The organism is Streptomyces dioscori (assembly GCF_003024195.1).
GTDB lineage: Bacteria > Actinomycetota > Actinomycetes > Streptomycetales > Streptomycetaceae > Streptomyces > Streptomyces dioscori.
The window spans coordinates 296895-321922 of sequence record NZ_KZ679043.1 but is presented as its reverse complement, the minus strand read 5'-3'; the positions used below and the strand labels follow the sequence as shown (position 1 = coordinate 321922).

24 protein-coding genes are annotated in these 25028 nt (G+C 70.1%); 11 read left to right on the top strand and 13 right to left on the bottom strand.

All coding sequences use genetic code 11. The features are described from left to right. Position 1: 1 nt before the first annotated feature. On the bottom strand, positions 2 to 322 hold the full coding sequence (locus tag C6Y14_RS17755; protein ID WP_107017831.1) for a DMT family transporter: 321 nt from the start codon (positions 320 to 322) through the stop codon (positions 2 to 4). A 292-nt stretch (positions 323 to 614) separates the two neighbouring features. Here C6Y14_RS17755 and C6Y14_RS17750 point away from each other — a divergent pair, with 292 nt between their 5' ends. Beyond that, positions 615 to 2336 (top strand): hypothetical protein, encoded by a 1722-nt coding sequence (locus C6Y14_RS17750; RefSeq protein ID WP_107017668.1) that lies wholly within the window; start codon positions 615 to 617, stop codon positions 2334 to 2336. Between the two features lie 427 nt (positions 2337 to 2763). Continuing rightward, the gene (locus C6Y14_RS17745) at positions 2764 to 3633 is read left to right on the top strand and encodes an AbfB domain-containing protein (protein WP_107017667.1); all 870 of its coding nucleotides are present in this window, start codon (positions 2764 to 2766) and stop codon (positions 3631 to 3633) included. A gap of 87 nt (positions 3634 to 3720) precedes the next feature. Here C6Y14_RS17745 and C6Y14_RS17740 read toward each other — a convergent pair whose 3' ends face one another. The 8 genes from C6Y14_RS17740 to C6Y14_RS17705 form a co-directional block, all read right to left on the bottom strand. After that, positions 3721 to 4053, bottom strand: a complete 333-nt coding sequence (locus tag C6Y14_RS17740) for a metal-sulfur cluster assembly factor (RefSeq protein WP_107017666.1) — start codon at positions 4051 to 4053, stop codon at positions 3721 to 3723. After that, on the bottom strand, positions 4050 to 4517 hold the full coding sequence (gene sufU, locus C6Y14_RS17735) for a Fe-S cluster assembly sulfur transfer protein SufU (RefSeq protein ID WP_107017665.1): 468 nt from the start codon (positions 4515 to 4517) through the stop codon (positions 4050 to 4052). The genes C6Y14_RS17740 and sufU overlap by 4 nt, the downstream gene beginning before the upstream one ends. 15 nt (positions 4518 to 4532) lie before the next feature. Continuing rightward, entirely contained in the window at positions 4533 to 5807 is a 1275-nt protein-coding gene (locus C6Y14_RS17730) for a cysteine desulfurase (protein ID WP_107017664.1), read from the bottom strand. Then, complete coding sequence (gene sufC / locus C6Y14_RS17725; RefSeq protein WP_107017663.1) at positions 5804 to 6568, bottom strand: Fe-S cluster assembly ATPase SufC; 765 nt, start codon at positions 6566 to 6568, stop codon at positions 5804 to 5806. Before sufC ends, C6Y14_RS17730 begins: the two co-directional genes overlap by 4 nt. 7 nt (positions 6569 to 6575) lie before the next feature. Further along, positions 6576 to 6896 (bottom strand): non-heme iron oxygenase ferredoxin subunit, encoded by a 321-nt coding sequence (locus C6Y14_RS17720; protein ID WP_107017662.1) that lies wholly within the window; start codon positions 6894 to 6896, stop codon positions 6576 to 6578. After that, complete coding sequence (sufD, locus tag C6Y14_RS17715) at positions 6896 to 8074, bottom strand: Fe-S cluster assembly protein SufD (RefSeq protein ID WP_107017661.1); 1179 nt, start codon at positions 8072 to 8074, stop codon at positions 6896 to 6898. Before sufD ends, C6Y14_RS17720 begins: the two co-directional genes overlap by 1 nt. Before the next feature lie 66 nt (positions 8075 to 8140). Next, the gene (gene sufB / locus C6Y14_RS17710) at positions 8141 to 9565 is read right to left on the bottom strand and encodes a Fe-S cluster assembly protein SufB (RefSeq protein ID WP_107017660.1); all 1425 of its coding nucleotides are present in this window, start codon (positions 9563 to 9565) and stop codon (positions 8141 to 8143) included. Further along, complete coding sequence (locus tag C6Y14_RS17705) at positions 9562 to 10350, bottom strand: helix-turn-helix transcriptional regulator (RefSeq protein ID WP_107017659.1); 789 nt, start codon at positions 10348 to 10350, stop codon at positions 9562 to 9564. The genes sufB and C6Y14_RS17705 overlap by 4 nt, the downstream gene beginning before the upstream one ends. A 160-nt stretch (positions 10351 to 10510) precedes the next feature. Here C6Y14_RS17705 and C6Y14_RS17700 point away from each other — a divergent pair, with 160 nt between their 5' ends. The 4 genes from C6Y14_RS17700 to C6Y14_RS17685 all read left to right on the top strand — a co-directional run bounded on the left by C6Y14_RS17700 (position 10511) and on the right by C6Y14_RS17685 (position 14307). Beyond that, on the top strand, positions 10511 to 11374 hold the full coding sequence (locus C6Y14_RS17700; protein ID WP_107017658.1) for an aminoglycoside N(3)-acetyltransferase: 864 nt from the start codon (positions 10511 to 10513) through the stop codon (positions 11372 to 11374). A 68-nt stretch (positions 11375 to 11442) separates the two neighbouring features. Then, the gene (locus tag C6Y14_RS17695; protein WP_107017657.1) at positions 11443 to 12366 is read left to right on the top strand and encodes an ABC transporter ATP-binding protein; all 924 of its coding nucleotides are present in this window, start codon (positions 11443 to 11445) and stop codon (positions 12364 to 12366) included. After that, positions 12363 to 13178, top strand: a complete 816-nt coding sequence (locus tag C6Y14_RS17690; protein WP_107017656.1) for an ABC transporter permease — start codon at positions 12363 to 12365, stop codon at positions 13176 to 13178. Before C6Y14_RS17695 ends, C6Y14_RS17690 begins: the two co-directional genes overlap by 4 nt. Positions 13179 to 13299: 121 nt before the next feature. Continuing rightward, positions 13300 to 14307, top strand: a complete 1008-nt coding sequence (locus C6Y14_RS17685) for a COX15/CtaA family protein (protein ID WP_107017655.1) — start codon at positions 13300 to 13302, stop codon at positions 14305 to 14307. Between the two features lie 11 nt (positions 14308 to 14318). Here the strand turns inward: C6Y14_RS17685 and C6Y14_RS17680 are convergent, their stop codons facing one another. The 4 genes from C6Y14_RS17680 to C6Y14_RS17665 form a co-directional block, all read right to left on the bottom strand. After that, a complete protein-coding gene (locus tag C6Y14_RS17680) occupies positions 14319 to 15095 on the bottom strand; it encodes a nucleotidyltransferase (protein ID WP_107017654.1) in 777 nt (258 codons plus the stop codon). 18 nt (positions 15096 to 15113) lie between these two features. After that, on the bottom strand, positions 15114 to 16220 hold the full coding sequence (locus C6Y14_RS17675) for an amidohydrolase family protein (protein ID WP_107017830.1): 1107 nt from the start codon (positions 16218 to 16220) through the stop codon (positions 15114 to 15116). A 129-nt stretch (positions 16221 to 16349) separates the two neighbouring features. Further along, complete coding sequence (locus C6Y14_RS17670; RefSeq protein ID WP_107017653.1) at positions 16350 to 16706, bottom strand: hypothetical protein; 357 nt, start codon at positions 16704 to 16706, stop codon at positions 16350 to 16352. A gap of 192 nt (positions 16707 to 16898) precedes the next feature. Continuing rightward, entirely contained in the window at positions 16899 to 17855 is a 957-nt protein-coding gene (locus tag C6Y14_RS17665) for a heme o synthase (RefSeq protein WP_199854774.1), read from the bottom strand. A 355-nt stretch (positions 17856 to 18210) separates the two neighbouring features. On the opposite strand from C6Y14_RS17665, the gene tkt reads away from it, so the two are divergent. From tkt to pgl, 5 genes are read left to right on the top strand one after another with little or no spacing between them, the layout of a single operon-like run. Continuing rightward, entirely contained in the window at positions 18211 to 20313 is a 2103-nt protein-coding gene (gene tkt / locus C6Y14_RS17660; protein ID WP_107017651.1) for a transketolase, read from the top strand. A 40-nt stretch (positions 20314 to 20353) separates the two neighbouring features. Further along, positions 20354 to 21472 carry a transaldolase gene (gene tal, locus C6Y14_RS17655; protein WP_107017650.1) on the top strand — a complete coding sequence of 373 codons (1119 nt, stop codon included), beginning with the start codon at positions 20354 to 20356 and terminating at the stop codon, positions 21470 to 21472. A gap of 1 nt (position 21473) precedes the next feature. Then, positions 21474 to 23000: a glucose-6-phosphate dehydrogenase gene (gene zwf / locus C6Y14_RS17650; protein ID WP_318658059.1), complete on the top strand. Its 1527-nt coding sequence runs from the start codon at positions 21474 to 21476 to the stop codon at positions 22998 to 23000. After that, positions 22997 to 24133 carry a glucose-6-phosphate dehydrogenase assembly protein OpcA gene (gene opcA, locus C6Y14_RS17645; protein WP_107017648.1) on the top strand — a complete coding sequence of 379 codons (1137 nt, stop codon included), beginning with the start codon at positions 22997 to 22999 and terminating at the stop codon, positions 24131 to 24133. Before zwf ends, opcA begins: the two co-directional genes overlap by 4 nt. Further along, positions 24130 to 24912, top strand: coding sequence for a 6-phosphogluconolactonase (gene pgl / locus C6Y14_RS17640; protein ID WP_107017647.1), 783 nt, complete (start codon positions 24130 to 24132; stop codon positions 24910 to 24912). The genes opcA and pgl overlap by 4 nt, the downstream gene beginning before the upstream one ends. Positions 24913 to 25028: the final 116 nt, after the last annotated feature.

Genomic DNA, 25028 nt, shown 5'->3' with positions numbered 1-25028 from the left:
ATCAGTGCGCCCCGCCCAGGTTCAGCACCACGACCCCGCCGATGATCATCGCGATACCGGCGAACTTGGCGAAGCTCAGCCCCTCCCCGAGGAACACCGCCCCGATCACCACGATGGCCGCCGTGCCGAGCCCGGCCCAGATCGCGTAGGCCGTGCCGACGGACACCGTCTTGAGCGTCTGCGCCAGCAGCAGGAAGGCGACGACGTAGCCGAGGGCGGTCAGCAGCGAGGGCCAGAGTCTGCTGAAGCCGTCGCTGTACTTCATGGCGGTGGTGGCGGCCACTTCCGCGGCGATGGCTCCGGCGAGCAGCACATATCCCATGCGTACGAGTGTACGCATCGATGCGTACGCCCGTACACACTCCCGTACGCAGAACCGGGCCGGTCCGCGTGGCGCCTGTGGAAATCTGCGCGGCACGCACCCCTCGTTCGCTCATTTCCCTTATGGCACCCGGAAGTTACCGGTAGGTACCGTGCGGCACGCCCCTCCCCTTCCGTCCCCTCCCACCCCCTCCCCGATGGAGAGATCCATGACCACAGGAGTCCCCCCTCTCCCTCCTCTCCCCCCTCGCCGTGCCCGATGGCCGCGCCCCCTCCTCGCGGGAGCACTCGCCGTGGCCGCGCTGACCGCGGCCCCCTCGGCCGGCGGCTCATCCGTCGGAGTCGCCGCCGACTCCGACGCGACCCCGGCCGTCGCCGCCACGGCCCGCACCGAGACACCGGTGCCCTCCGCCTCCCCGGTCGCGGGCATCACCGAGACCCAGGTATCCCTGCGGATACCGCTGCCCGCCGCCGCGGGGAGCCACCCGGCGCTCTGCGACCGGCTGTCGTACCTGCGCTACCGCTCCTCGGACGGGCCGTCGAAGTCGGCCGGCGCCGACCGGATCCTGGTCGCGCAGCCCGGGATCATGGAGGGTGCGGGCGCCTTCGACAGCGTGGCCCGCAACACGGTGCGGGCGGCGGCCGACCGGGGCGAGCACATCGAGTTCTGGGCCCTGGACCGGCGCTCCAACTGCCTGGAGGACAACGCCGGGGTCGCGACGGGCAGCGTGAGCCGGGCCGTCGGCTACTACTACGGGGGCGAGAAGATCGACGGCCGCGCGTTCGACGGCTTCCTCACCAGCGACCAGGTGGGCTGGCTCGGCGAGGTCGGTCTGGAGCAGACCGTCCGGGACCAGTACGACCTGCTGAGCGCCGAACTGCCCGACCAGAGGCTGCGCAAGGAGAAGGTGCTGTGCGGCGGGCACTCGCTCGGCGGGGTGCTCACCGGCGTCTTCTCCACCTGGGACTTCGACGGGAACAGCGCGACGAAGGCGGACGCGGGCTACAACCAGTGCGCGGGCTACTTCGCCCTGGACACCACGATCGCTGTCGACCTCGATGACCTGAGCGGCGGTTCGGGCACTCTCGACGGCGGCCTGCTGCCCGAGGGCACGGTCCCCGAGACCGGCCTCGGCTACACCGTCGTACAGGCCGGACTGCGCTCCGGCGCCCTCCCCCGCTTCCTGGCGCTGCCCGCGGTCATCAACCCGGAGATCATGAACGTCCTCTCCCTCAGCGGCCTCGCCGCGCGTACCGCTCCCACCGCGCAGTCCACCCTGCGGAGCGCCCTGCCCGCGAACGACAACATCGAGACGACGACCCGCACGATGTTCTCGAAGAACGCGGCCGTGTTCCTGAGCGGCAAACCGACGATCCGCGACTTCCGGCTCACCAACGAGGCCGTCCTCGGCGCCTTCATGGACGACAACTCGGCCCCGCTGTCCTTCATCCAGACCAGCGTGGGCCTCTTCGACGGCGGCCGCCTCGCCGACAAGGACTTCCCCGTCTCGAACGACGTCGAGGGCTCCCCCGCCCTGTTCGGTACGGAGCTGAAGGCGATCCCGGACGAGCCGGGCGGCCCCCTCCACACCTGGCGCGACTTCGACCGGATCGGCGCGCCGGACGACCCGGTGCACCGCTCGGCCGACGGCACGCCGTTCACCACGGCCGCCAAGGAGGTCTCGGACATCGGGGAGCTCGCCCGCAGCCTCTCCGAGCAGCCGCTGGACTTCACCGAGGACTACTTCCCGACGAAGCTCGTCACGGATCTCTCACTGGTGGACGACGCGCGGATCGCCCGGCACATGGCGCACCCCGAAGGGCCGACCGCCAATCCGGCGATCACCTTCGTCGCCGGCGACGGCATCCTGGCGGACCGCGTCCCGGCGGACAAGAACCCCGTGGTGCTCCCGGGCTACCAGCACCTGGACGTCCTCACCGCGGCCCCGGTCCAGAACGACGGACGCCGCGAACGGATCGCCACGCTCCTGTCCGCCTTCGGAAAGCGCCCCTGATTCGCCCCTGGTTCCCCCTGATTCACCCTCCTGATCCATTGGGCCCAGAGAGGAAATCCTCCGGCCGTACCGGAACTTCCCCCTCACCCGCGCCCCGGCGCCCGGACTTCCCCCTCGGGCGCCGGGAACCCCCTCCCCAGGGCCCTGATCTCGAATCCTTAAGCCTTGAACTATCTTTCCCGGCCGCCGAGTCCGCAGCCCGGCGCCAACTCGACCGCCAACCAAGCCAGTTCAGGCAGAAACCGCTCTCAGGAACGCTTACTCGACCCGCACGAGTTCCACTAATGTTCCCCTCGTCGCGCACACGGACCGCCCGGCCATGGCCGTCCTGTGTGCCCGCGGCCTCCGCCTCCTCATGTGCCACGCGATGTGCCACGACCAATGACCGAACCGCGTCCGCCATCGGCGACGCCGGGGGGAACCGCGCATGCCCGAAAGAAACACCGAGTCCGTTCCCGACCCGTCCCCCCACCTCCCGAAGGTGTGGGAGACCGGCGAGACCCTGGACCAGGCCCCCATACCCGGGACCCGCCGGCTGTGGCTGGCCGGAGCACTGCTGCTGGCTGTCCTCGCCTCCACGGTGACCGCGGTCACCGTGCTGGACGAGGAGAAGGGGACCTCGCCGAAGGACCGCACGGAGAACATCTCCGCCCAGGACGAGCCACTGGTCGCCGCTCCGCCCGTGGCCGCCACCGCTCCCAGCGGCAAGAGCGGGCTGGCCGCCGCCTCGCCCTCCGGCAGTGCCCCGGACGGCTCCGCGTCGCCCGCCGGACAGCAGGGCGGCGCCGACCCGGACCCCGTACCGAAGCCGTCGGCGTCGAAGTCGAAGCCCGCGTCCGGCGGCAAGCCTCCGGCGTCCAAGCCGTCGTCCGCACGGAAGTCCGTCCAGGCGGTGAACTACCCCGACCGCTACTGGCGTCTCGACCACGGCTCCGTGCGGCTCGACCGGGTGGACCCGCGCCACTCCTCCCGGACCAGGCAGGAGGCCTCCTTCAGGCTCGTCCCGGGCCTCGCCGACGCCGACTGCGTCTCGTTCTCGCTGGGGAACGGCCGCTATCTGCGGCACGCCCAGTTCCGGCTGCGCGCCGACCGCCGCGACGGCTCCGAGCTGTTCGAGAAGGACGCCACGTTCTGCCCGCGCCCGTCGGCGTTCTCCGGCGCCGTCATGCTGGAGTCGGTCAACTACCGTGGCCGCTTCCTGCGCCACCGCGACTTCCGGCTGCGCCTGGACCCGTACGACAACAGCCGTCTCTACCAGGCCGACTCGGCGTTCCGCCTGGTCAAGGGCCTGGGCTGAGCCGCACGACACCTCAGTGACGCACCACGCACGCGGCCCCCGGCGTACTCGCCGGGGGCCGCACACGTACAGACGGGACAGGGTCGCTCAGACGTTGAAGCCGAGCGCCCGGAGCTGGTCACGGCCGTCGTCCGTGATCTTGTCCGGGCCCCACGGCGGCATCCACACCCAGTTGATGCGGAGCTCGTTCACGATGCCGTCCGTGGCGGACTTGGCCTGGTCCTCGATGACGTCGGTGAGCGGACACGCCGCCGACGTCAGGGTCATGTCGATCGTCGCGATGTTCGCGTCGTCGATGTGGATCCCGTAGATCAGTCCGAGGTTGACGACGTCGATGCCCAGTTCGGGGTCGACGACGTCGTACAGCGCCTCGCGGACTTCTTCCTCGGAGGCCGGTTTCATCTCGATGGTCTCGCTCATGCCGTCTTCCTCTCGGCGCCGGCCTCGCCCAGGGCCTGGGCCGTCGCGTCCTTCCAGGCCATCCAGCTCAGCAGCGCGCACTTCACGCGGGCGGGGTACTTGGAGACCCCGGCGAACGCGACCGCGTCCTCCAGGACCTCCTCCATGGCGTCGTCCGGCTCGATCCGGCCCTTGGACTGCATCAGCTCCAGGAAGGTCTCCTGGATCTTCTGCGCGTCCGCCAGGTCGCGGCCCACGAGCAGCTCGTTCAGCACGGAGGCGGAGGCCTGGCTGATGGAGCAGCCCTGCCCCTCGTACGAGACGTCACTGATGGTCGTGCCGTCGTACTTCACCCGCAGGGTGATCTCGTCGCCGCACGTCGGGTTGACGTGGTGCACCTCGGCGTCGCCGTCCCTCAGACCGCGCCCGTGGGGGTGCTTGTAGTGGTCCAGGATGACTTCCTGGTACATCGAATCAAGCCTCACGACTCAGCCAGCTCCTCAGCCGAAGAAGTTCCGTACGTGCTCCAGGCCGTCGACCAGAGCGTCGATCTCGGTCGGCGTGGAGTACAGATAGAACGACGCTCGTGTGGTCGCAGGAATTCCGTACCGCAGGCAGACCGGCCGTGCGCAGTGGTGTCCGACCCGGACCGCGATGCCCTGTTCGTCGAGAACCTGGCCCACGTCGTGCGGGTGGATGTCACCCAGCGTGAACGAGATCGCCGCGCCGCGGTCCTCGGCGGTCGTCGGGCCGATGATGCGCAGGCCCGGGACCTCGGCGAACCGCTTCACCGCGTACTCGGTGAGCGCGTGCTCATGGGCGAGGATCCGGTCCATGCCGATCGCGCTCAGATAGTCGATGGCCGCACCGAGACCGACCGCCTGGGCGATCGGCGGGGTGCCCGCCTCGAACTTGTGCGGGGCGGGAGCGTAGGTCGACGAGTGCATCGACACCGTCTCGATCATCTCGCCGCCGCCGAGGAACGGAGGCAGGTCCTCCAGCAGCTCCTGGCGGCCCCAGAGGACGCCGATGCCGGTCGGGCCGCACATCTTGTGGCCGGTGAAGGCCACGAAGTCGGCCTGCAGGGCCTGTACGTCCAGCGGCATGTGCGGGGCGGCCTGGGAGGCGTCGATGCAGACCAGCGCACCGACCTCCTGCGCACGGCGCACTATCGCCTCGACCGGGTTGACCGTGCCCAGGATGTTCGACACCAGCACGAAGGAGACGATCTTCGTCTTCTCCGTGATGATCTCGTCGATGTTGGACAGGTCGAGCCGGCCGTCGTCGGTCAGGCCGAACCACTTCAGCTTCGCGCCCGTGCGCTGCGCGAGCAGCTGCCACGGCACGATGTTGGAGTGGTGCTCCATCTCCGTGATGACGATCTCGGTCTCGTGGTCGACCCGGTAGGGCTCGTCGGCCCAGCCGAGCATGTTGGCCACGAGGTTGAGCGATTCCGAGGCGTTCTTCGTGAAGATGACCTCGTCGCGGCTCGGCGCGTTGATGAACGCGGCGACCTTGTCGCGCGCGCCCTCGTACAGCGCCGTGGCCTCCTCCGCGAGCACATGCACACCGCGGTGGACGTTGGCGTTGTACTGCTCGTAGTAACCACTGAGTGCGTCCAGCACCTGGCGCGGCTTCTGCGAGGTCGCCGCGTTGTCCAGGTACACGAGCTTCTTACCGTCGTGGACCTGGCGGTCCAGGATGGGGAAGTCCTTACGGATCGCCTCGTCGAGTAGTTGAGATGTTCCCGTGAGGAGGCCCGGCAACTGCGTCACGCTGATGCTCCACCCTTCACGTACTTGTCGTAGCCCTCGGCCTCAAGCTGGTCGGCGAGCTCGGCGCCGCCGGACTCGGCGATGCGGCCGTTCGCGAACACGTGCACGTGGTCGGGCTTGATGTAGCGCAGGATGCGCGTGTAGTGCGTGATCAGCAGGGTGCCGACCTCGCCGCTCTCACGGACGCGGTTGACGCCCTCGGACACGACGCGCAGGGCGTCGACGTCCAGACCGGAGTCGGTCTCGTCGAGGATCGCGATCTTCGGCTTGAGCAGCTCCAGCTGAAGGATCTCGTGGCGCTTCTTCTCGCCGCCGGAGAAGCCCTCGTTCACGTTGCGCTCGGCGAAGGCCGGGTCCATGTTCAGCCGCTGCATGGCCTCCTTGACCTCCTTGACCCACAGGCGGAGCTTGGGGGCCTCGCCGCGGATCGCGGTGGCGGAGGTGCGCAGGAAGTTGGAGACGGAGACACCGGGCACCTCGACCGGGTACTGCATCGCCAGGAACAGGCCCGCGCGGGCGCGCTCGTCGACGGACATCTCCAGGACGTCCTCGCCGTCGAGGGTGACGGTGCCGCCGGTGATCGTGTACTTCGGGTGTCCCGCGAGCGAGTAGGCGAGAGTCGACTTGCCGGAGCCGTTCGGGCCCATGATGGCGTGCGTCTCGCCCTGCTTCACGGTGAGGTCGACGCCCTTGAGGATCTCCTTCGTGGCGTTGTCGGCCTCGACGGTGACGTGCAGGTCGTGGATTTCAAGCGTTGCCATGGGTTCCTCAGGACTCCTGGGTGAGGGAGACGAGCACGTCGTCCCCTTCGATCTTTACGGGATATACGGGGACGGGGCGCGTCGCGGGAAGGCCGGACGGCTTGCCGGTTCTGAGGTCGAACGCGGAGCCGTGCAGCCAGCACTCGATCTGACAGTCCTCCACCTCGCCCTCGGAGAGCGAGACGTTCGCGTGCGAGCAGATGTCGTTGATCGCGAACACCTCCCCCTCGGTACGGACGACCGAGACCGGCGTGCCGTCGAGTTCCACCCGTTTCGGGGTGTCCTCCTCCAGCTCGCTCAGCCCACAGGCGCGTAGGAAGGCAGTCATCAGACGGACGCCTCCAGCTCCTCGTCGATCCTGGCGAGAAGGCGTTCCTGGATGTCGGGGACGCGGATCTGCTGGACCAGCTCGGCGAAGAAACCGCGGACCACCAGACGGCGGGCCTCGTCGGCCGGGATGCCGCGCGCCATCAGGTAGAAGAGCTGCTCGTCGTCGAAGCGGCCGGTCGCCGAGGCGTGTCCGGCGCCGACGATCTCGCCGGTCTCGATCTCCAGGTTCGGCACGGAGTCGACCCGGGCACCGTCGGTCAGAACCAGGTTGCGGTTCATCTCGTAGGTGTCCGTGCCCTCGGCGGCGGCCTCGATGAGGACGTCGCCGATCCACACCGCGTGGGCGCCGTCGCCCTGGAGCGCGCCCTTGTAGGCGACGTTCGACTTGCAGTGCGGGGTGTTGTGGTCGACCAGGAGGCGGTGCTCCTGGTGCTGGCCGGCGTCCGTGAAGTACAGGCCGAACAGCTCGGCCTCGCCGCCGGGGCCCGCGTAGGCGACCCGCGGGTGGAGGCGTACGAGGTCGCCGCCGAAGGTGACCACGAAGGACTTGAAGGTGGCGTCGCGGCCGATCAGCGCGTTGTGCTGGCCGACGTGGACGGCCTTGTCGTCCCAGTCCTGGACGGAGACGACGGTGAGCTTGGCGCCGTCGCCCAGGACGTAGTCGACGTTGGCGGCCAGGACGGCGTCACCGGTGTGGTCGATGACGACGACGGCCTCGGCGAAGGCTCCCAGCTCGATGACCTGGTGGCCGTAGGCGACCCCGCCCGCGCCGTGCACGGCGATGCGGATCGGCTCGGTGAGGACCGTCTCCTTGGGGACGGTGACCACACCGGCCTTCTCGAACGCCGAGTAGGCCTGGGCGGCGACACGGTCGACCGGGGTCGCCCGGCCGAGCCGCGCGTCGTCGCGGCCGACGGTCTCGACGGTGACGCCCTCGGGCGCGTCGATGTCGACCTTGACGCCGTCGCCGGTGGCGACCGCGGTGCCGTCGTGCAGCCCGCGCAGCCGCTCCAGCGGCGTGAACCGCCACTCCTCCTCACGGCCGTGGGGGACGGGGAAGTCCGCCACGTCGAAGGACGGGGGCGCGCTCATGCGCGTGGCGACGGTCGACTCGGCGGCCACCGCGATCTGGCCGGCGGTGGTTGACCCCACCGGGATATTCTGAGCCTCAGCCATGGCTGTCGGTCTGCTCTCTTCCTACGTCTACGTCAGAAATCTGGCGACTGCTCCGGAGGGCGGGTCCTAGCCGACCGCGCCTTCCATCTGCAGCTCGATCAGCCGGTTGAGCTCCAGCGCGTACTCCATGGGCAGCTCCTTCGCGATGGGCTCGACGAAGCCGCGCACGATCATGGCCATCGCCTCGAACTCGGAGAGGCCGCGGCTCATCAGGTAGAAGAGCTGGTCGTCGGAGACCTTGGAGACGGTCGCCTCGTGGCCCATGGACACGTCGTCCTCGCGGACGTCCACGTAGGGGTACGTGTCCGAGCGGGAGATGGTGTCGACGAGCAGCGCGTCGCACAGCACGTTCGACTTCGAGCCGTGGGCGCCCTCGCCGATCTCGACGAGACCGCGGTAGGACGTACGGCCGCCGCCGCGCGCCACGGACTTCGACACGATGTTCGAGGACGTGTTCGGCGCCATGTGGACCATCTTGGAGCCGGCGTCCTGGTGCTGGCCCTCGCCCGCGAAGGCGATGGAGAGGGTCTCGCCCTTGGCGTGCTCGCCCATCAGGTAGACGGCCGGGTACTTCATGGTGACCTTGGAGCCGATGTTGCCGTCGATCCACTCCATGGTCGCGCCCTCGTACGCCACGGCGCGCTTGGTGACCAGGTTGTAGACGTTGTTCGACCAGTTCTGGATGGTCGTGTAACGGCAGCGGCCACCCTTCTTGACGATGATCTCGACGACCGCGGAGTGCAGCGAGTCCGACTTGTAGATCGGGGCGGTGCAGCCCTCGACGTAGTGCACGTAGGCACCCTCGTCGACGATGATCAGCGTCCGCTCGAACTGGCCCATGTTCTCCGTGTTGATACGGAAGTAGGCCTGGAGCGGGATCTCGACGTGCACGCCCTTCGGCACGTAGATGAACGAGCCGCCGGACCACACCGCGGAGTTCAGCGACGCGAACTTGTTGTCGCCGACCGGGATGACGGTGCCGAAGTACTCCTTGAAGAGCTCCGGGTGCTCCTTCAGCGCGGTGTCGGTGTCCATGAAGATGACACCCTGCGCCTCCAGCTCCTCGTTGATCTGGTGGTAGACGACCTCGGACTCGTACTGGGCCGCGACACCGGCGACGAGGCGCTGCTTCTCCGCCTCGGGGATGCCGAGCTTGTCGTACGTGTTCTTGATGTCCTCGGGCAGGTCCTCCCACGACTGGGCCTGCTTCTCCGTGGACCGCACGAAGTACTTGATGTTGTCGAAGTCGATGCCCGAGAGGTCCGAGCCCCAGTTCGGCATGGGCTTCTTGCCGAACAGACGCAGGCCCTTGAGACGGAGGTTGGTCATCCACTCCGGCTCGTTCTTCTTCGCGGAGATGTCCCGGACGACGTGTTCGTTGATACCGCGCTTGGCAGAGGCACCAGCCACGTCGGAGTCGGCCCAGCCGTATTCGTAGTTGCCCAGACCCTCAAGCTCGGGGTGGGCGGTCTCCTCGATGGGGAGCGTCATGCGGGGTTCCTCCCGGCGGTACGTGCGGATGCGTTATCAGTGGTCTTGGAAGGCGTGGAAACTGGTGGAGCCTTGGAATTCTTCGGGGTGTGGGAAATCTTGGGGATGAAGGTCGTGCAGACGCCGTCGCCGTGGGCGATGGTGGCCAGCCGCTGCACGTGAGTACCCAGCAGCTGGGAGAAGAACTCGGTCTCCGCCTCGCACAGCTGCGGGAACTGCTCGGCGACATGGGCGACCGGGCAGTGGTGCTGGCAGAGCTGCTCACCGACCGGTGCGCTGCGCGCCGTAGCAGCGTACCCGTCCGCGCTCAGGGCCTTGGCCAGGGCTTCGGCCCGCTTCTCGGGAGCGGCGGACTCGACCGCCTCGCGGTAGGCACCGGCCTGGGCGGCCATCCGGGCGCGGGCGAAGGCGACGAGCGCCCCCTCCCCGCCCTCGCGCTCGGCGATCCAGCGCAGGGCGTCCGCGGCGAGCTGGTCGTAGGACTGGTCGAAGGCGTCCCGGCCGCAGTCGGTCAGGGCGAACACCTTGGCGGGCCGTCCGCGCGTACGAGCGCCGTAGACCCGCTGTTCGCGGGGCTCCACGACGTCGTCGGAGACGAGGGCGTCAAGATGCCGTCGGACCGCCGCCTGGGTCAGGCCCAGCCGTCCGGCGAGATCGGCCACCGTCGACGGGCCGTGGTCCAGGATGGACCGCGCGACCCGGTTGCGCGTGGAGCGCTCTCCGGTCGCGAGTTCCTCCTGAGGGGCCCCCGTGGGGGTCTCCTGAGCCTCGCCGACGTATTTCACAACACCATTGTTGCGTAATTCCTCAGAGAGTGACAAGCCGTGTCCGCGCCCGATGGGGTGCGGTGCATCACTTAGGTAAACCTAATCTGACCTGCGGGAACGATCTTTGATCGATCAATTCGGTGGCATGGCCCGGGGTCGTCGGCAAGACTGGGGAACCATGCCGACACCCCCTCCCACCGGCCCTCTCGTCACCCGCGCCACCCTCGCCACGGACCTGCGCGCCCTGGGCGTACGCCCCGGCGAGACGCTCCTCGTGCATGCGTCACTGCGTTCCCTCGGATGGGTCAACGGAGGAGCGGTAGCCGTCGTCCAGGGACTCCTCGACGCCCTCGGTCCGGACGGCACCCTCGTGGTCCCCACCCAGTCCGGCGACCTCTCCGACCCGGCCCTGTGGAGCAGCCCGCCCGTGCCCGAGGAGTGGTGGCCGACGATCCGCGCCACGATGCCCCCGTACGACCCGCTCGTGACGCCCTCACGCGGGGTGGGCGTGGTTCCGGAGACCGTGCGCTCCTGGCCCGGTGCCCTGCGCAGCGCGCATCCGCAGACCTCCTTCGCGGCCGTCGGCCCGGCCGCGGCGGCGGTCGTCGGGAGCCACGCGCCGGACTGCCGCCTCGGCGAGCACAGCCCGCTGGCGCGCCTGGAGGAGCGGGGCGCCCGGGTCCTGCTGCTGGGCGCGGGGTACGACACCTGCACCGGCTTCCACCTGGCCGAGTACCGCATACCCGCGCCCCGCGTCGAGGTGGGACGGCCGGTCCTCACCCCGGAGGGGCCCCGCTGGGAGACCGTCACGGAGGTCGCGATCAGCTCGGACGAGTTCGACACCCTGGGCGCCGACTTCGAACGGGACCGCCCTGTCGTACGGGGCCGGGTGGGCGCGGCCGACACACGGCTGTTCCCCCTGGTGGACGCGGTCGCCTACGCGGAGCGGTGGCTCGCGGCGCACCGTTCGCGCGAGGAGTGGATCACCGACGACGTGCCCCTCTCACGCGCCGCCCCGCGCGCCGTCCCGCGCCGCCCGTGACGCGCCCCGCCCTCATGCGCCCGCCCGGCCGTCCCTAGACTTGGCGACCATGCGAAGTGAGGCCGCCCATGCGAAGTGACCCCGTCGTCCAGGTCAGCGGTCTGGTGAAGCGTTACGGCGGGAAGACCGCCGTGGACGGCCTGGATCTGGTGGCCCGGGCGGGCATCACGGCCGTACTCGGCCCCAACGGCGCGGGCAAGACGACCACCGTCGAGAGCTGCGAGGGCTACCGCCGCCCCGACGCCGGAACGGTCCGGGTGCTCGGCCTCGACCCGGTGCGCGAGGCCTCGGCCCTGCGCCCCCGGATCGGTGTGATGCTCCAGTCCGGCGGCGTCTACTCCGGCGCCCGCGCCGACGAGATGCTCAAGCACGTGGCCAGGCTGCACGCACATCCGCTGGACGTGGCCGCCCTCATCGAGCGCCTGGGTCTCGGCAGCTGCGGCCGGACCACGTACCGGCGACTGTCCGGCGGGCAGCAGCAGCGCCTCGCACTCGCCATGGCCGTGGTCGGACGCCCCGAGCTGGTCTTCCTGGACGAGCCGACCGCGGGCCTCGACCCCCAGGCACGCCGGGCCACCTGGGAACTCGTCCGTGAGCTGCGCGCCGACGGGGTCTCGGTGATCCTGACCACGCACCACATGGACGAGGCCGAGCAGCTCGCCGACGACGTGGCGATCATCGACGCCGGCCGGGTCATCGCCCAGGGCTCCCCGGAGGAGCTGTGCCGCGGCGGCGCCGAGAACACCCTGCGGTTCGGCGGGCGGCCCGGTCTGGACGTGGCCTCCCTCCTCAAGGCCCTCCCGGCGGACTCCACGGCGGTCGAGCTGACCCCGGGCTCGTACCGGGTGGGCGGCAAGATCGACCCGCAGCTGCTCGCCACCGTCACGAGCTGGTGCGCCCAGCACGGCGTGATGCCGGAGAAGATCTCCGTGGAGCGGCACACCCTGGAGGACGTCTTCTTGGAGCTCACCGGTAAGGAGCTGCGCGGATGAGCGCGGAAACGACGGGAACGGGAGCGGCGGCCGGCGCCCGATCGACGGCCGCGGGCACCTACGCGCCGAGGCCGGGAGCGGCCCCGCTGCCCCGCATGATCGCGGCACAGGCGGTCCTCGAAACGAAGATGCTGCTGCGCAACGGCGAGCAACTGCTGCTCACGGTGATCATCCCGACGCTGCTGCTCGTGCTGTTCAGCGCGGTGGACATCGTCGACACCGGTGACGGCAAGGCCGTGGACTTCCTGGCGCCGGGCATCCTGGCGCTGGCCGTGATGTCGACGGCGTTCACCGGCCAGGCGATCGCGACGGGCTTCGAGCGGCGGTACGGCGTGCTGAAGCGGCTCGCCGTCTCCCCGCTGCCCCGCTGGGGCCTGATGACGGCCAAGAGCCTGTCCGTGCTGGTCACGGAGATCCTCCAGGTGATCCTCGTGACGGTGATCGCCCTCGCGCTGGGCTGGTCGCCGCACGGCAACCCGTTCGCCGTGCTGCTCCTGCTGGTCCTGGGCACGGCCGCGTTCTCGGGGCTCGGTCTGCTGATGGCGGGGACGCTGAAGGCGGAGGCCACCCTGGCCGCCGCGAACCTGGTCTTCCTGCTGCTGCTCATCGGCGGCGGAGTGATCGTTTCACTGGACAAGTTCCCGCAGGGGGCGCAGGACGTCCTCGGTCTACTGCCGATCTCGGCCCTCTCGGAGGGGCTGCGGGACGTGCTCCAGCACGGCGCCGGGATGCCCTGGGGCAACCTCGGGATCCTGGCCGTGTGGGCGGCTCTGGGCCTGGCGGCGGCCGGCCGGTTCTTCCGCTGGGAGTGACGGCCGGACGGAACGGCCGGGAGCGACAGCCGCAGGTGACAGCCGGGAGGGAACGGCGGGAGTGACGGCACGCGGCGGCCCGGAGGGGCCTCGTGAACGCGTGCACAAGCAGCCCTCTACGATGGAGCCCGTGCCGAACGTGACCCGAGCGGACGCCGCTCAAGCCGTGCGCAACCCGCTCGCCTTCATCGCAGGGCGCTGGACCCCGTCCCCCCGGACGGTCCAGCGCGCCGCTCTCGCCGCGCTCGTCATGGCGGTGCTGATCGTGGTGACCGGTGGTGCCGTCCGGCTGACCGGCTCGGGCCTCGGCTGCCCGACCTGGCCCAAGTGCACCGACGACTCGCTCACCACGACGAGCGAGATGGGCGTGCACGGCGTCATCGAGTTCGGCAACCGCATGCTGACGTACGTGCTGTGCGCCGCGGTCGGCTGGGCGATCATCGCCGCGCGCTCGCAGAAGCCGTACCGGCGCAGCCTCACCCGGCTCGGCTGGACGCAGTTCTGGGTCGTCATGAGCAACGCGGTCCTCGGCGGGGTCGTCGTCCTCGTCGGCCTGAACCCGTACACGGTCGCCGCGCACTTCCTCCTGTCCACCGCGCTGATCGCCGTCGCCACGGTGATGTGGCAGCGCACCCGGGAGGGTGACGACGCACCCCGTCCGCTGGTCGGCAAGCCGGTGCTGCAGATGGCGTGGATCCTCGTCACCGCCACCGTCCTGCTGATCGCGGTGGGCACGGTCGTCACCGGCGCGGGACCGCACGCCGGCGATTCGAGCGAGGTCCACCGCATCCCGCTGAACTGGGAGAACGTCACCAAGCTGCATGCCGTCCTGGCCTGGATCGTGGTGACGCTGACCTTCGCCCTGTGGTTCGTCCTCAAGGCCGTCGACGCGCCCCGGGGCCCCCTGCACCGCACCCGCGACCTCTTCCTGGTGCTCCTCGCCCAGGGCGCCATCGGCTACGTCCAGTACTTCACCGATCTGCCGGAGGTCCTGGTCGGCCTCCACATGTTCGGCTCCTGCCTGGTGTGGATCGCCACGCTCCGCGTCCTGCTGTCGCTGCGGGAACGCCCGGAGACCGTCGCGGACCTGCCGGGCCAGTCGACGGAGTCGGCGCTCAGCCGCACCTGACCCGTCACAGCTCACGTGTACGCGGCCACGAGGCGGTCGATCGCCGGGCCGAGGAACTCCCTGGTCAGCTGCCCTCTGCGGGCCGCCCACGCCTGGATCTCCCGGACCTCCCGCAGCGGTGCCCCCGGCTCCGGGTAGCGCCGCCCGCGGATGTCCGCGACCACCTCCACGGGCGCGCCAAGTTCGGGCAGCAGGTCCAGGGCCGCGCGCTTGGTGATCAGCCGTCCGTCCTTCAGCGTGACCGCGGCACGCGCGTGCGTGGTCATCCCGACGTCCACCCACGCGTCCTGGGTCCAGTTGCTCGTACGGTCCACCTCGCGGCGCCAGAAGTCCCGCTGGTCCCGGACAACGAACGCGGCGAGTTCGCCGTCCGTCACCGGCGGCAGCAGGGTGTCGGGCCGCTCGCCGGACAGGACCAGCCCGAAGGAGTGCAGTTCGCGCCGGGTCACCGGGGTGATGGGCCGCTTGAAGAGCTGCCGGTGTGCCCAGGTGAGGTGCCGCCGCTCCGGATCGGCCGCCGTCCCGGGTGTCAGATAGCTGCAGTGCAGCTTGGCGACGAGCGGTTCACCGCGCAGACGGGCGTGCAGCCGGGCCACCCGCCAGACCGTACGCGGGGCGACCGGGCCGTCCAGGACCACGATCAGGTCCAGGTCGCTGCGGCCCTCCTGGTAGTCGTCGCCGCCCACGCAGCCGAGCGAGCCGTGTGCCCACACGGCCACGGGGCCGAGGCCGCGCACTTCGGTACGGAAGCGGTCGAGGAGCCGGTCGGTCGCGTCGCTGCGAGTCATGCGGCCAGTCTGTGCACCTCACTCCACTCCGTACACCCGTTTCGCGTTGCCCGCCGCGATCAGTCCCGCGACCCGCTGCGCGTCGACCAGGGACCAGGCGCCCTCGGCCACCCAGGCGCCGAGCACCCGGGCGAGCGCCTCACGGAAGAGACGTGCGCCGACCACATGGAGTTCGGGCAGGCCGTGGGCCCCGCTGGAGAACAGGAGCTTGCCGAAGGGGGCGAGCTCCAGGATCTCGGAGAGCACGGCCGCCGCCCGCGCGCCGGTCCGCACGAGCGCGGCGCCCAGATCGGCGTACACGTGCGGGAACACTCCGGCGAGATGCGCCGCGTGCCGGTGGTACGGGTAGCCGTGCAGCAGCACCAGGTCGGTGCCGAGCCCGGCCGTGGCGCGGGCGAAGTCGGAGAGCAGGACCGGGTCGGTGCGGTCGATGCGCAGTCCGGGCTCGCCGAGGCCCGCGTGCAACTGGAGCGGGCGGCCGGAGGCGACGGCGATCCAGAGCAGATGCCTGAGCAGCACCGGATCGCTCAGCGCGCCGCCCACCCGGCGGCCCGCCAGCCAGCGGCCCGCGGCGCCCCGCACCTCGCCGGGTCCCGGCGGTTCGGGCGCGAGCGCGAGACCGTGCCGTACGCCCGCCACGGAGGTGAAGGCCACGGCGGTCGCGGCGGCCCCGTGCACCGACTCGGCGAGGTTGGCGAGGAACGACTCGACGGTGCCGGAGGTGTCGGCGACCTGCTCGGCGAGCAGTTCGAGCCGGACGATCTCGTGGGCGTCGGCGGCGCCCGTGGAGGCCATCTCGCCGGGGCCGGTCAGGTCACCCGGCAGCCCGGTGTCGACCAGATACGTCGTGATGCCGCTCCCCCGCAACAGCTTGCGGCCCGCCTCCAGAACGCCGAGCTCCCGGCGGCGGGCCAGATAGCGCGCGGGCGGGCAGTGCGGTTCGAGGCCGAGCAGCGGGGGGCACCAGCGGCGTACGGCGAAACCGGTCTGGGTGTCGAAGAACGTGGTGCCGGCGGCGGGTGGGCCCTCGCCGCGCGCCAGGTGGGCCTCGAAGGTGCCGAGGCCCAGCTCCGTCCGCAGTACGCCGTGGCAGTACTGGTCCACCAGCGACGGCGTTTCGATCATCCGGACCTCCCCCACGTGTGGCTCCGCCTGGTTGCAGGGCTTAACGGGGGAGGTGCGTTGTCGGGTGCGGGTGCGTCGTGGCCGGCCGCGCCCACGCGGCGGAGCCGCACATGTCACAGCCCCGCGCCCCTAACGGGGCTTGGGGCCGCCCACCTGGATGCCCGCCATGCGGGTCCACTCGTACGGGCCCGTCCTGACCTTGTTGGCGAAGTCGCCGTCGAAGTCCTCGTGGACGGTGATGCCGGACTGCTTCACGGCTTCCTCGGCGAGGGCGTAGGTGGGGGCCACGAGGTCGCCCCACTCACCGTCCTCGCCCACGAGCACGATCCGGGCACCCTTCTGCCCGAGATACGCGATCTGCCCCTCGGCCCCGCCATGAGCCTCGACGAACGAGGAAATCTGCTTGACGAGCTTGGCGGTACGCCGCTCGACCTTGGCGTCCGGCTCGGCGCCCGCGCCCTCGTCAACCTGCTGGATGTCTGCCATACCAGGATGCTACCGACGGGTAGCCCAGATGGCGACGCCCACCCCCACAACCAGGGGCGCGGGGAACGGCGCAATCTTTTGCCTTCAGGGGCGCGGGGAACGGCGCAATCTTTTAGGGGCGCGGGGAACTGCGCGACCAGCCACGACGGGCCGGCACCCGACAACGCACCCCACCCGCCCTCACGCGGAGCGTCACCGCAGGAAGGGGTCCACCGCAACCGCCACGAACAGCAGCGACACATAGGTGATCGACCAGTGGAACAGCCGCATCTCCTTCAGCTTCGCCCCCACGGCCCCGCCCTTGGCCCGAGCCTGCAACCCGTGCGCCTCCCACAGCCAGAACGCCCCCGTCACCACGGCGACGACCGTGTAGAACCACCCGGTGTACCCCAGCGGAGTGAGCAGCAGGGAGACCCCGACCATGGCCCAGCTGTAGAGGACGATCTGCCGCGCGACGACCTTGTTGGAGGCGACGACGGGCAGCATCGGCACGCCCACGCGCGCGTAGTCGTCCTTCACCTTCATGGACAGCGGCCAGTAGTGCGGCGGCGTCCAGAAGAACATGACGAGGAAGAGGATGACCGGCGCCCATGACATGGAGTTCGTGACGGACGACCAGCCGATGAGGACGGGCAGGCAGCCGGCGATCCCGCCCCACACGATGTTCTGCGACGTACGCCGTTTGAGGATCATCGTGTAGACGACGACGTAGAAGAGGAGGGCCCCCAGCGACAGCCAGGCGGACAGCCAGTTGACGGTGAGGCCGAACAGGAGGGTGGAGACCACGGCGAGCGTGATGCCGAAGGCGAGGCACTCGCGGGGGCTCACCATGCCGGTGACGAGCGGGCGCTGCGACGTACGTTCCATGAGCGCGTCGATGTCACGGTCGATGTACATGTTCAGCGCGTTGGCGCCACCGGCGGAGAGGTATCCGCCGAGGCAGGTGAGCAGCACCAGCTTCAGGTCGGGCACCCCCTGCTGCGCCAGGAACATCACCGGCACGGTGGTGATCAGCAGCAGTTCGATGATCCGCGGCTTCGTAAGAGCGACGAACGCCATGACCCGGGCCCCGAACGGCCGGTGGTTCGTGCCCTGACTCGTCCCACCGACTACTCCCGCTGGACGGGATTCAACGGCCGTCACGCACACCCCTGACAGAGACATCCCAGCGAGCCCCGAGTGTGAACTCCCGGTAAAGGCTCGCGCGTACCACGCCACTGTAGACGTTGCCCAGACCCCGGCCTCGGCGGGGGTCCGCTCGTGTTGAAAGGGTCTCGCGAAGGACTGATCGCCTTCGGATTGAGCAGTCGGATGACGTGCTCCGTATTCACTTGCCGAATACGGAACCCGCCGGTCGGGAGGCGGAAGAGGGCAAGTCCCGGCAGTCTGGAATGACTCGAAAAAATGCGCGTTGCCACGGGGGTAGGCTCGACAGCGAGCCGGTGGGCGCCACGTGCACCGGCATTCGACATGTGCAACATGTGGAGAGGAGCCCTGACCCAGGGTGAGCACCAAGCCGACCACAACAGACATCGAGTGGACCGAATTGGACCAGCGGGCGGTCGACACCGCCCGCATCCTGGCCGCCGACGCCGTACAGAAGGTCGGCAACGGCCATCCGGGTACGGCGATGAGTCTGGCGCCAGCCGCGTACACCCTCTTCCAGAAGGTGATGCGGCACGACCCGGCGGACGCCGACTGGACCGGCCGCGACCGCTTCGTGCTGTCCGCCGGCCATTCGTCCCTGACTCTCTACACGCAGCTGTACCTGGCCGGCTTCGGTCTGGAACTGGACGACCTGAAGTCGTTCAGGACGTGGGGTTCGAAGACCCCGGGACACCCCGAGTACGGGCACACCACCGGTGTGGAGACGACGACCGGGCCGCTCGGCCAGGGTGTCGCGAACGCGGTGGGCATGGCGATGGCCGCCCGCTACGAGCGCGGTCTGTTCGACCCGGAGGCGGCCCCCGGCACCTCCCCGTTCGACCACTTCATCTTCGCGATCGCCGGTGACGGCTGTCTCCAGGAGGGCATCTCCGGCGAGGCGTCCTCGATGGCGGGCCACCAGAAGCTCGGCAACCTGGTCCTGCTGTGGGACGACAACCACATCTCGATCGAGGGCGACACCGAGACGGCCGTCTCCGAGGACACCCCCAAGCGGTACGAGGCGTACGGCTGGCACGTCCAGCGCGTGGAGCCGCAGGAGAACGGCGACCTCAACCCGGCCGCCCTGTACGCGGCGATCGAGGCCGCGAAGGCCGTCACGGACAGGCCGTCGTTCATCGCGATGCGCTCGATCATCGCCTGGCCCGCCCCGAACGCGCAGAACACCGAGGCCGCGCACGGCTCGGCGCTCGGCGACGACGAGGTCGCGGCCACCAAGCGGGTCCTCGGCTTCGACCCGGAGAAGTCCTTCGAGGTCGCCGACGAGGTGCTGGCGCACTCCCGCAAGGCACTCGACCGCGGCCGTGAGGCCAAGGCCGAGTGGGAGAAGGGCTTCGCCGCGTGGCGGACCGCCAACCCGGAGCGCGCCGCCGAGTTCGACCGCATCGCCGCGGGCGAGCTGCCGGCCGGCTGGGAGGAGAAGCTCCCGGTCTTCGAGACGGGCAAGGGCGTCGCCACGCGTGCCGCGTCCGGCAAGGTCCTCCAGGCGCTCGGCGCGGTCGTCCCCGAGCTGTGGGGCGGCTCGGCCGACCTCGCGGGCTCGAACAACACGACGATCGACAAGACGTCGTCCTTCCTCCCGGCGGACAACCCGCTGCCGGAGGCGGACCCGTACGGCCGCACGATCCACTTCGGCATCCGCGAGCACTCCATGGCCGCGGAGATGAACGGCATCGCGCTGCACGGCAACACCCGTATCTACGGGGGCACCTTCCTGGTGTTCTCCGACTACATGCGCAACGCGGTACGCCTCTCCGCGCTGATGCACCTGCCGGTGACGTACGTGTGGACGCACGACTCCATCGGTCTCGGCGAGGACGGCCCGACCCACCAGCCGGTCGAGCACCTGGCCTCGCTGCGCGCCATCCCGGGCCTGAACGTCGTGCGCCCGGCCGACGCCAACGAGACCGCGATCGCGTGGCGCGAGATCCTGCGCCGCTACACGAAGGTCTTCGGCAAGGGCGCACCGCACGGTCTGGCGCTGACCCGTCAGGGCGTACCGACGTACGACGCCAACGAGGACGCGACGAAGGGCGCCTACGTGCTCTTCGAGGCCGAGGGGTCCGACGGGCAGAGCGCCGAGCCCGAGGTCATCCTCATCGCCACCGGTTCCGAGGTCCACGTGGCCGTCGAGGCACGTGAGCAGCTGCAGGCGGCCGGCACCCCGACGCGGGTCGTGTCCGTGCCGTGCGTGGAGTGGTTCGACGAGCAGGACCAGGGGTACCGGGACTCGGTGCTTCCCCCGTCCGTGAAGGCGCGGGTCGCGGTCGAGGCCGGTATCGGTCTGACCTGGCACCGCTTCGTCGGGGACGCGGGCCGCATCGTTTCCCTGGAGCACTTCGGTGCTTCGGCCGACGGCAAGGTCCTCTTCCAGGAGTTCGGCTTCACTGCCGAGAACGTCGCGAACGTCGCCCGGGAATCGATCGCCGCAGCCCAGCGCTGACGCCGACGCCGACATACGACACGTAGGAGATGCATTTTCCATGACAGACGCACTCAAGCGCCTTTCCGAGGAAGGCGTCGCGATCTGGCTGGACGACCTGTCGCGCAAGCGGATCACGTCCGGCAATCTCGCCGAACTGATCGACCAGCAGCACGTCGTGGGCGTCACCACCAACCCGTCGATCTTCCAGAAGGCGATCTCGCAGGGCGACGGCTACGACCAGCAGCTGTCCGACCTCGCCGCCCGCAAGGTCACGGTCGAAGAGGCCATCCGCATGATCACGACGGCGGACGTCCGTGACGCCGCCGACATCCTGCGTCCTGTCTTCGACGCGACGCAGGGCCAGGACGGCCGGGTCTCGATCGAGGTCGACCCGCGTCTGGCGCACAACACCAAGTCGACCGTCGCCGAGGCCAAGCAGCTCGCCTGGCTCGTCGACCGGCCGAACACGCTCATCAAGATTCCGGCGACCATGGCGGGCCTGCCCGCGATCACCGAGACGATCGCGCGGGGCATCAGCGTCAACGTCACGCTGATCTTCTCGCTTGAGCGCTACCGCCTGGTCATGGACGCGTACGTCGCGGGCCTGGAGAAGGCCAAGGCCGCGGGCCTGGACCTCTCCAAGATTCACTCGGTGGCGTCCTTCTTCGTGTCCCGGGTGGACGCCGAGATCGACAAGCGGCTCGACGCGCTGGGCACCGACGAGGCCAAGGCCGCCCGCGGCAAGGCGGGCCTCGCCAACGCGCGGCTCGCGTACCAGGCGTACGAGGAGGTCTTCACCTCGGACCGCTGGAACGCCCTGGACAAGGCGCAGGCCAACAAGCAGCGTCCGCTGTGGGCCTCGACCGGCGTCAAGGACCCGGCCTACAAGGACACCCTGTACGTCGACGACCTGGTCGCGCCGAACACGGTGAACACCATGCCGGAGGCGACCCTGTTCGCCGCCGAGGACCACGGCAACATCACCGGCAACACCGTCGCCGGTACGTACGAGCAGTCCCGTGCCGAACTCGACGCGGTCGAGAAGCTCGGCATCTCGTACGACGAAGTGGTCCAGCTTCTGGAGGACGAGGGCGTCGAGAAGTTCGAGGGCGCCTGGAACGACCTGCTCAAGTCGACCGAGGCGGAACTCCAGCGCCTCGCCCCCTCGGAGGGCTGAAATCTTGTCAAGCAGCAATCCGCTGCGTGACCCGGCGGACCGACGGCTCCCGCGTATCGCGGGGCCGTCGGGCCTCGTCATCTTCGGGGTCACGGGCGATTTGTCCCGTAAAAAGCTCATGCCTGCTGTTTATGACCTTGCCAACCGCGGCCTGTTGCCGCCGGGCTTCTCCCTCGTCGGCTTCGCGCGCCGCGAGTGGGCGAACGAGGACTTCGCCCAGGAGGTCCACGACGCCGTCAAGGAACACGCCCGTACGCCGTTCCGTGAGGAGGTCTGGCAGCAGCTCATCCAGGGGATGCGCTTCGTCCAGGGCACCTTCGACGACGACGACGCGTTCGAGCGGCTGCGCGAGACGATCGGCGAACTGGACAAGGCACAGGGCACGGGCGGCAACTTCGCCTTCTACCTGTCCGTGCCGCCGGGCGCGTTCCCGGTGGTTATCCAGCAGCTGAAGAAGCACGGCCTCGCCGACCAGACGGGCGGCTCCTGGCGGCGCGCGGTCATCGAGAAGCCCTTCGGCCACGACCTCAGGTCGGCCGAGGACCTCAACACCACCGTCGAAGAGGTCTTCGCCCCGGACCAGGTCTTCCGCATCGACCACTACCTGGGCAAGGAGACGGTCCAGAACATCCTGGCGCTGCGCTTCGCCAACCAGATGTTCGAGCCGATCTGGAACCGGTCGTACGTCGACCACGTACAGATCACGATGGCCGAGGACATCGGCATCGGCGGCCGGGCCGGCTACTACGACGGCATCGGCGCCGCCCGTGACGTCATCCAGAACCACCTGCTCCAGCTGATGGCCCTCACGGCCATGGAGGAGCCCGCCTCCTTCGACGCGGACGCGCTCGCCGCCGAGAAGACCAAGGTGCTCGGCGCGGTGAAGCTGCCCGGCGACCTGGGTGCGAACACGGTCCGCGGTCAGTACGCCGAGGGCTGGCAGGGCGGCGAGAAGGCCGTCGGCTACCTCCAGGAAGACGGTATCGACCCCAAGTCGAAGACCGACACCTACGCGGCCATCAAGGTCGAGGTGGACAACCGCCGCTGGGCCGGCGTCCCCTTCTACCTGCGCACCGGCAAGCGCCTGGGCCGGCGGGTCACCGAGATCGCCGTCGTCTTCCAGCGCGCCCCGCACTCCCCCTTCGACCACACGGCGACGGAGGAGCTGGGCCAGAACGCGATCGTCATCCGCGTCCAGCCCGACGAGGGCATCACGGTCCGCTTCGGCTCCAAGGTGCCCGGCACCTCCATGGAGATCCGGGACGTGTCGATGGACTTCGCGTACGGCGAGTCGTTCACGGAGTCCAGCCCCGAGGCGTACGAGAGGCTGATCCTCGACGTCCTCCTCGGCGACTCGAACCTCTTCCCGCGTACCGAGGAGGTCGAGCTGTCCTGGAAGATCCTCGACCCGATCGAGGAGTACTGGGACAAGCACGGCAGGCCCGCGCAGTACCAGTCGGGCACGTGGGGGCCCGTCGAGGCCGACGAAATGCTCAAGCGAGACGGACGGAGCTGGCGTCGGCCATGAAGATAGATCTCACGGACACCACGGCCAGCAAGATCAACAAGGCGCTCGTGAAGGGCCGCCGGGCCATCGGCACACCGGCCGTCGGCATGGTGCTCACCCTCGTCATCGTCACCGACGAGGAGAACGCCTACGACGCGCTGAAGGCAGCCAACGACGCCTCGCTCGAACACCCCTCGCGCACCCTCGTCGTCATCAAGCGCGTCTCGCGCTCGCCCCGCGACCGCACGAAGTCGCGCCTGGACGCCGAGGTACGGGTCGGCGCGGACGCCGGCACCGGCGAAACGGTGATCCTGCGGCTGTACGGCGAGGTCTCGGACCACGCCCAGTCCGTCGTCCTGCCCCTGCTGCTCCCCGACGCGCCGGTCGTCGTCTGGTGGTCGGTCGACGCGCCCCGCGACCCGGCGGGCGACCCGCTGGGCGCCCTCGGCCAGCGCCGGGTCACCGACAGCTACGCGGCGGAGAAGCCCGTCGAGGAACTGAAGGCCCGCGCCGAGAGCTACGAGCCGGGTGACACCGACCTGGCATGGGCCCGCATCACCCCGTGGCGTTCCATGCTGGCCGCCGCCCTCGACCAGGTCGACTGCGAGGTCGTCTCCGTCGAGGTGGCGGGCGAGGAGGCCAACCCGAGCGTCGAACTGCTCGCCATGTGGCTCGCCGACCGCCTCCACGTGCACGTACGCCGTGCCGTGTCCGCCGGTCCCGGGCTGACCCAGGTCCGCCTGGAGACTACCGGCGGACCCATCACCCTGCACCGCTCGGACGGCGCGATGGCCACCCTGGCCCTGCCCGGCCAGCCGGACCGCGCGGTGGCCCTCAAGCGCCGCGAGACGTCCGAACTGCTCGCGGAGGAGCTGCGCCGGCTCGACCCGGACGACACGTACGCGTCCGCGCTGCGGTTCGGGGTGGACCGGCTGGGCGGCATCCAGTCGGCCTCACAGCGGCCCGAGGCCGCCACCTGGACGCCGGGGGAACTCCCGGTGCGCCCGGTGCACGACACCCCGGATCCGGCCGCGAAGCCGGCCGGAGCGTCGGCATCCGCTTCCGCGCCGGCATCGGCGTCAGCGGGTGAGGGAGATCCGGGGCGCCCCACCCCCGCCCAGATGCCCCCGGTCAAGAAGGCGGACCCGCAGTGAGCACTCCCCAGCTGGTCGTCCACCGCGACAAGGAACTGATGGCCCAGGCCGCCGCGGCCCGGCTCATCACGAAGGTCGTGGACGCGCAGGCCTCGCGCGGTCACGCCTCGGTCGTGCTGACCGGTGGCCGCAACGGCAACGGCCTGCTGGCCGCGCTCGCGGCGGCGCCCGCCCGGGACGCCGTCGACTGGAGCCGGCTCGACCTGTGGTGGGGCGACGAGCGGTTCCTGCCCGACGGCGACCCCGAGCGGAACGTCACCCAGGCCCGCGAGGCACTCCTCGACGCGGTACCGCTGGACCCGAAGCGCGTGCACGCCATGCCCGCGTCGGACGGCCAGTGGGGCGCGGACGTGGAGGCGGCGGCGGAGGCCTACGCGGCCGAACTCGCGTCGGCGGCCGGGCCCGAGAACCACGCTTCCGTCCCGTCCTTCGACGTGCTGATGCTGGGCGTCGGGCCGGACACGCATGTGGCGTCGCTGTTCCCGGAACTGCCCGCCGTCCGTGAGACCGAGCGGACGGTGGTGGGGGTGCGCGGCGCGCCGAAGCCGCCGCCTGTCCGCGTCACGCTCACGCTGCCCGCGATCCGGGCCGCGCGGGAGGTGTGGTTGCTCGCGGCGGGCGAGGACAAGGCGGAGGCCGCGGCGATCGCGCTGTCCGGCGCGGGTGAGATCCAGGCGCCGGCTGCGGGGGCGCAGGGCCGCGCCCGCACGCTGTGGCTGCTGGACGCGGCGGCGGCGTCGCAGCTGCCGCGCGCGCTGTATCCGCCGGCTTCACCCTGAGGGATGGGTAAGGGGGCGGCGGGGGCGTTTTCTCGCCCCCGCCGCCCCTTCCCGTTCCCGTCCACGCATGGGGGCTCCGCCCCCTCGCCCCCTTTTGCGCAGTTCCCCGCGCCCCC

Excerpts from the sequence above, each read along its gene's own strand:
- C6Y14_RS17755 (WP_107017831.1), bottom strand. The coding sequence starts at position 322 with ATGGGATATGTGCTGCTCGCCGGAGCCATCGCCGCGGAAGTGGCCGCC.
- C6Y14_RS17745 (WP_107017667.1), top strand. The coding sequence starts at position 2,764 with ATGCCCGAAAGAAACACCGAGTCCGTTCCCGACCCGTCCCCCCACCTC.
- C6Y14_RS17740 (WP_107017666.1), bottom strand. The coding sequence starts at position 4,053 with ATGAGCGAGACCATCGAGATGAAACCGGCCTCCGAGGAAGAAGTCCGC.
- sufC (WP_107017663.1), bottom strand. The coding sequence starts at position 6,568 with ATGGCAACGCTTGAAATCCACGACCTGCACGTCACCGTCGAGGCCGAC.
- C6Y14_RS17720 (WP_107017662.1), bottom strand. The coding sequence starts at position 6,896 with ATGACTGCCTTCCTACGCGCCTGTGGGCTGAGCGAGCTGGAGGAGGAC.
- sufD (WP_107017661.1), bottom strand. The coding sequence starts at position 8,074 with ATGGCTGAGGCTCAGAATATCCCGGTGGGGTCAACCACCGCCGGCCAG.
- sufB (WP_107017660.1), bottom strand. The coding sequence starts at position 9,565 with ATGACGCTCCCCATCGAGGAGACCGCCCACCCCGAGCTTGAGGGTCTG.
- C6Y14_RS17700 (WP_107017658.1), top strand. The coding sequence starts at position 10,511 with ATGCCGACACCCCCTCCCACCGGCCCTCTCGTCACCCGCGCCACCCTC.
- C6Y14_RS17695 (WP_107017657.1), top strand. The coding sequence starts at position 11,443 with ATGCGAAGTGACCCCGTCGTCCAGGTCAGCGGTCTGGTGAAGCGTTAC.
- C6Y14_RS17690 (WP_107017656.1), top strand. The coding sequence starts at position 12,363 with ATGAGCGCGGAAACGACGGGAACGGGAGCGGCGGCCGGCGCCCGATCG.
- C6Y14_RS17685 (WP_107017655.1), top strand. The coding sequence starts at position 13,300 with ATGGAGCCCGTGCCGAACGTGACCCGAGCGGACGCCGCTCAAGCCGTG.
- C6Y14_RS17680 (WP_107017654.1), bottom strand. The coding sequence starts at position 15,095 with ATGACTCGCAGCGACGCGACCGACCGGCTCCTCGACCGCTTCCGTACC.
- C6Y14_RS17675 (WP_107017830.1), bottom strand. The coding sequence starts at position 16,220 with ATGATCGAAACGCCGTCGCTGGTGGACCAGTACTGCCACGGCGTACTG.
- C6Y14_RS17670 (WP_107017653.1), bottom strand. The coding sequence starts at position 16,706 with ATGGCAGACATCCAGCAGGTTGACGAGGGCGCGGGCGCCGAGCCGGAC.
- tal (WP_107017650.1), top strand. The coding sequence starts at position 20,354 with ATGACAGACGCACTCAAGCGCCTTTCCGAGGAAGGCGTCGCGATCTGG.
- opcA (WP_107017648.1), top strand. The coding sequence starts at position 22,997 with ATGAAGATAGATCTCACGGACACCACGGCCAGCAAGATCAACAAGGCG.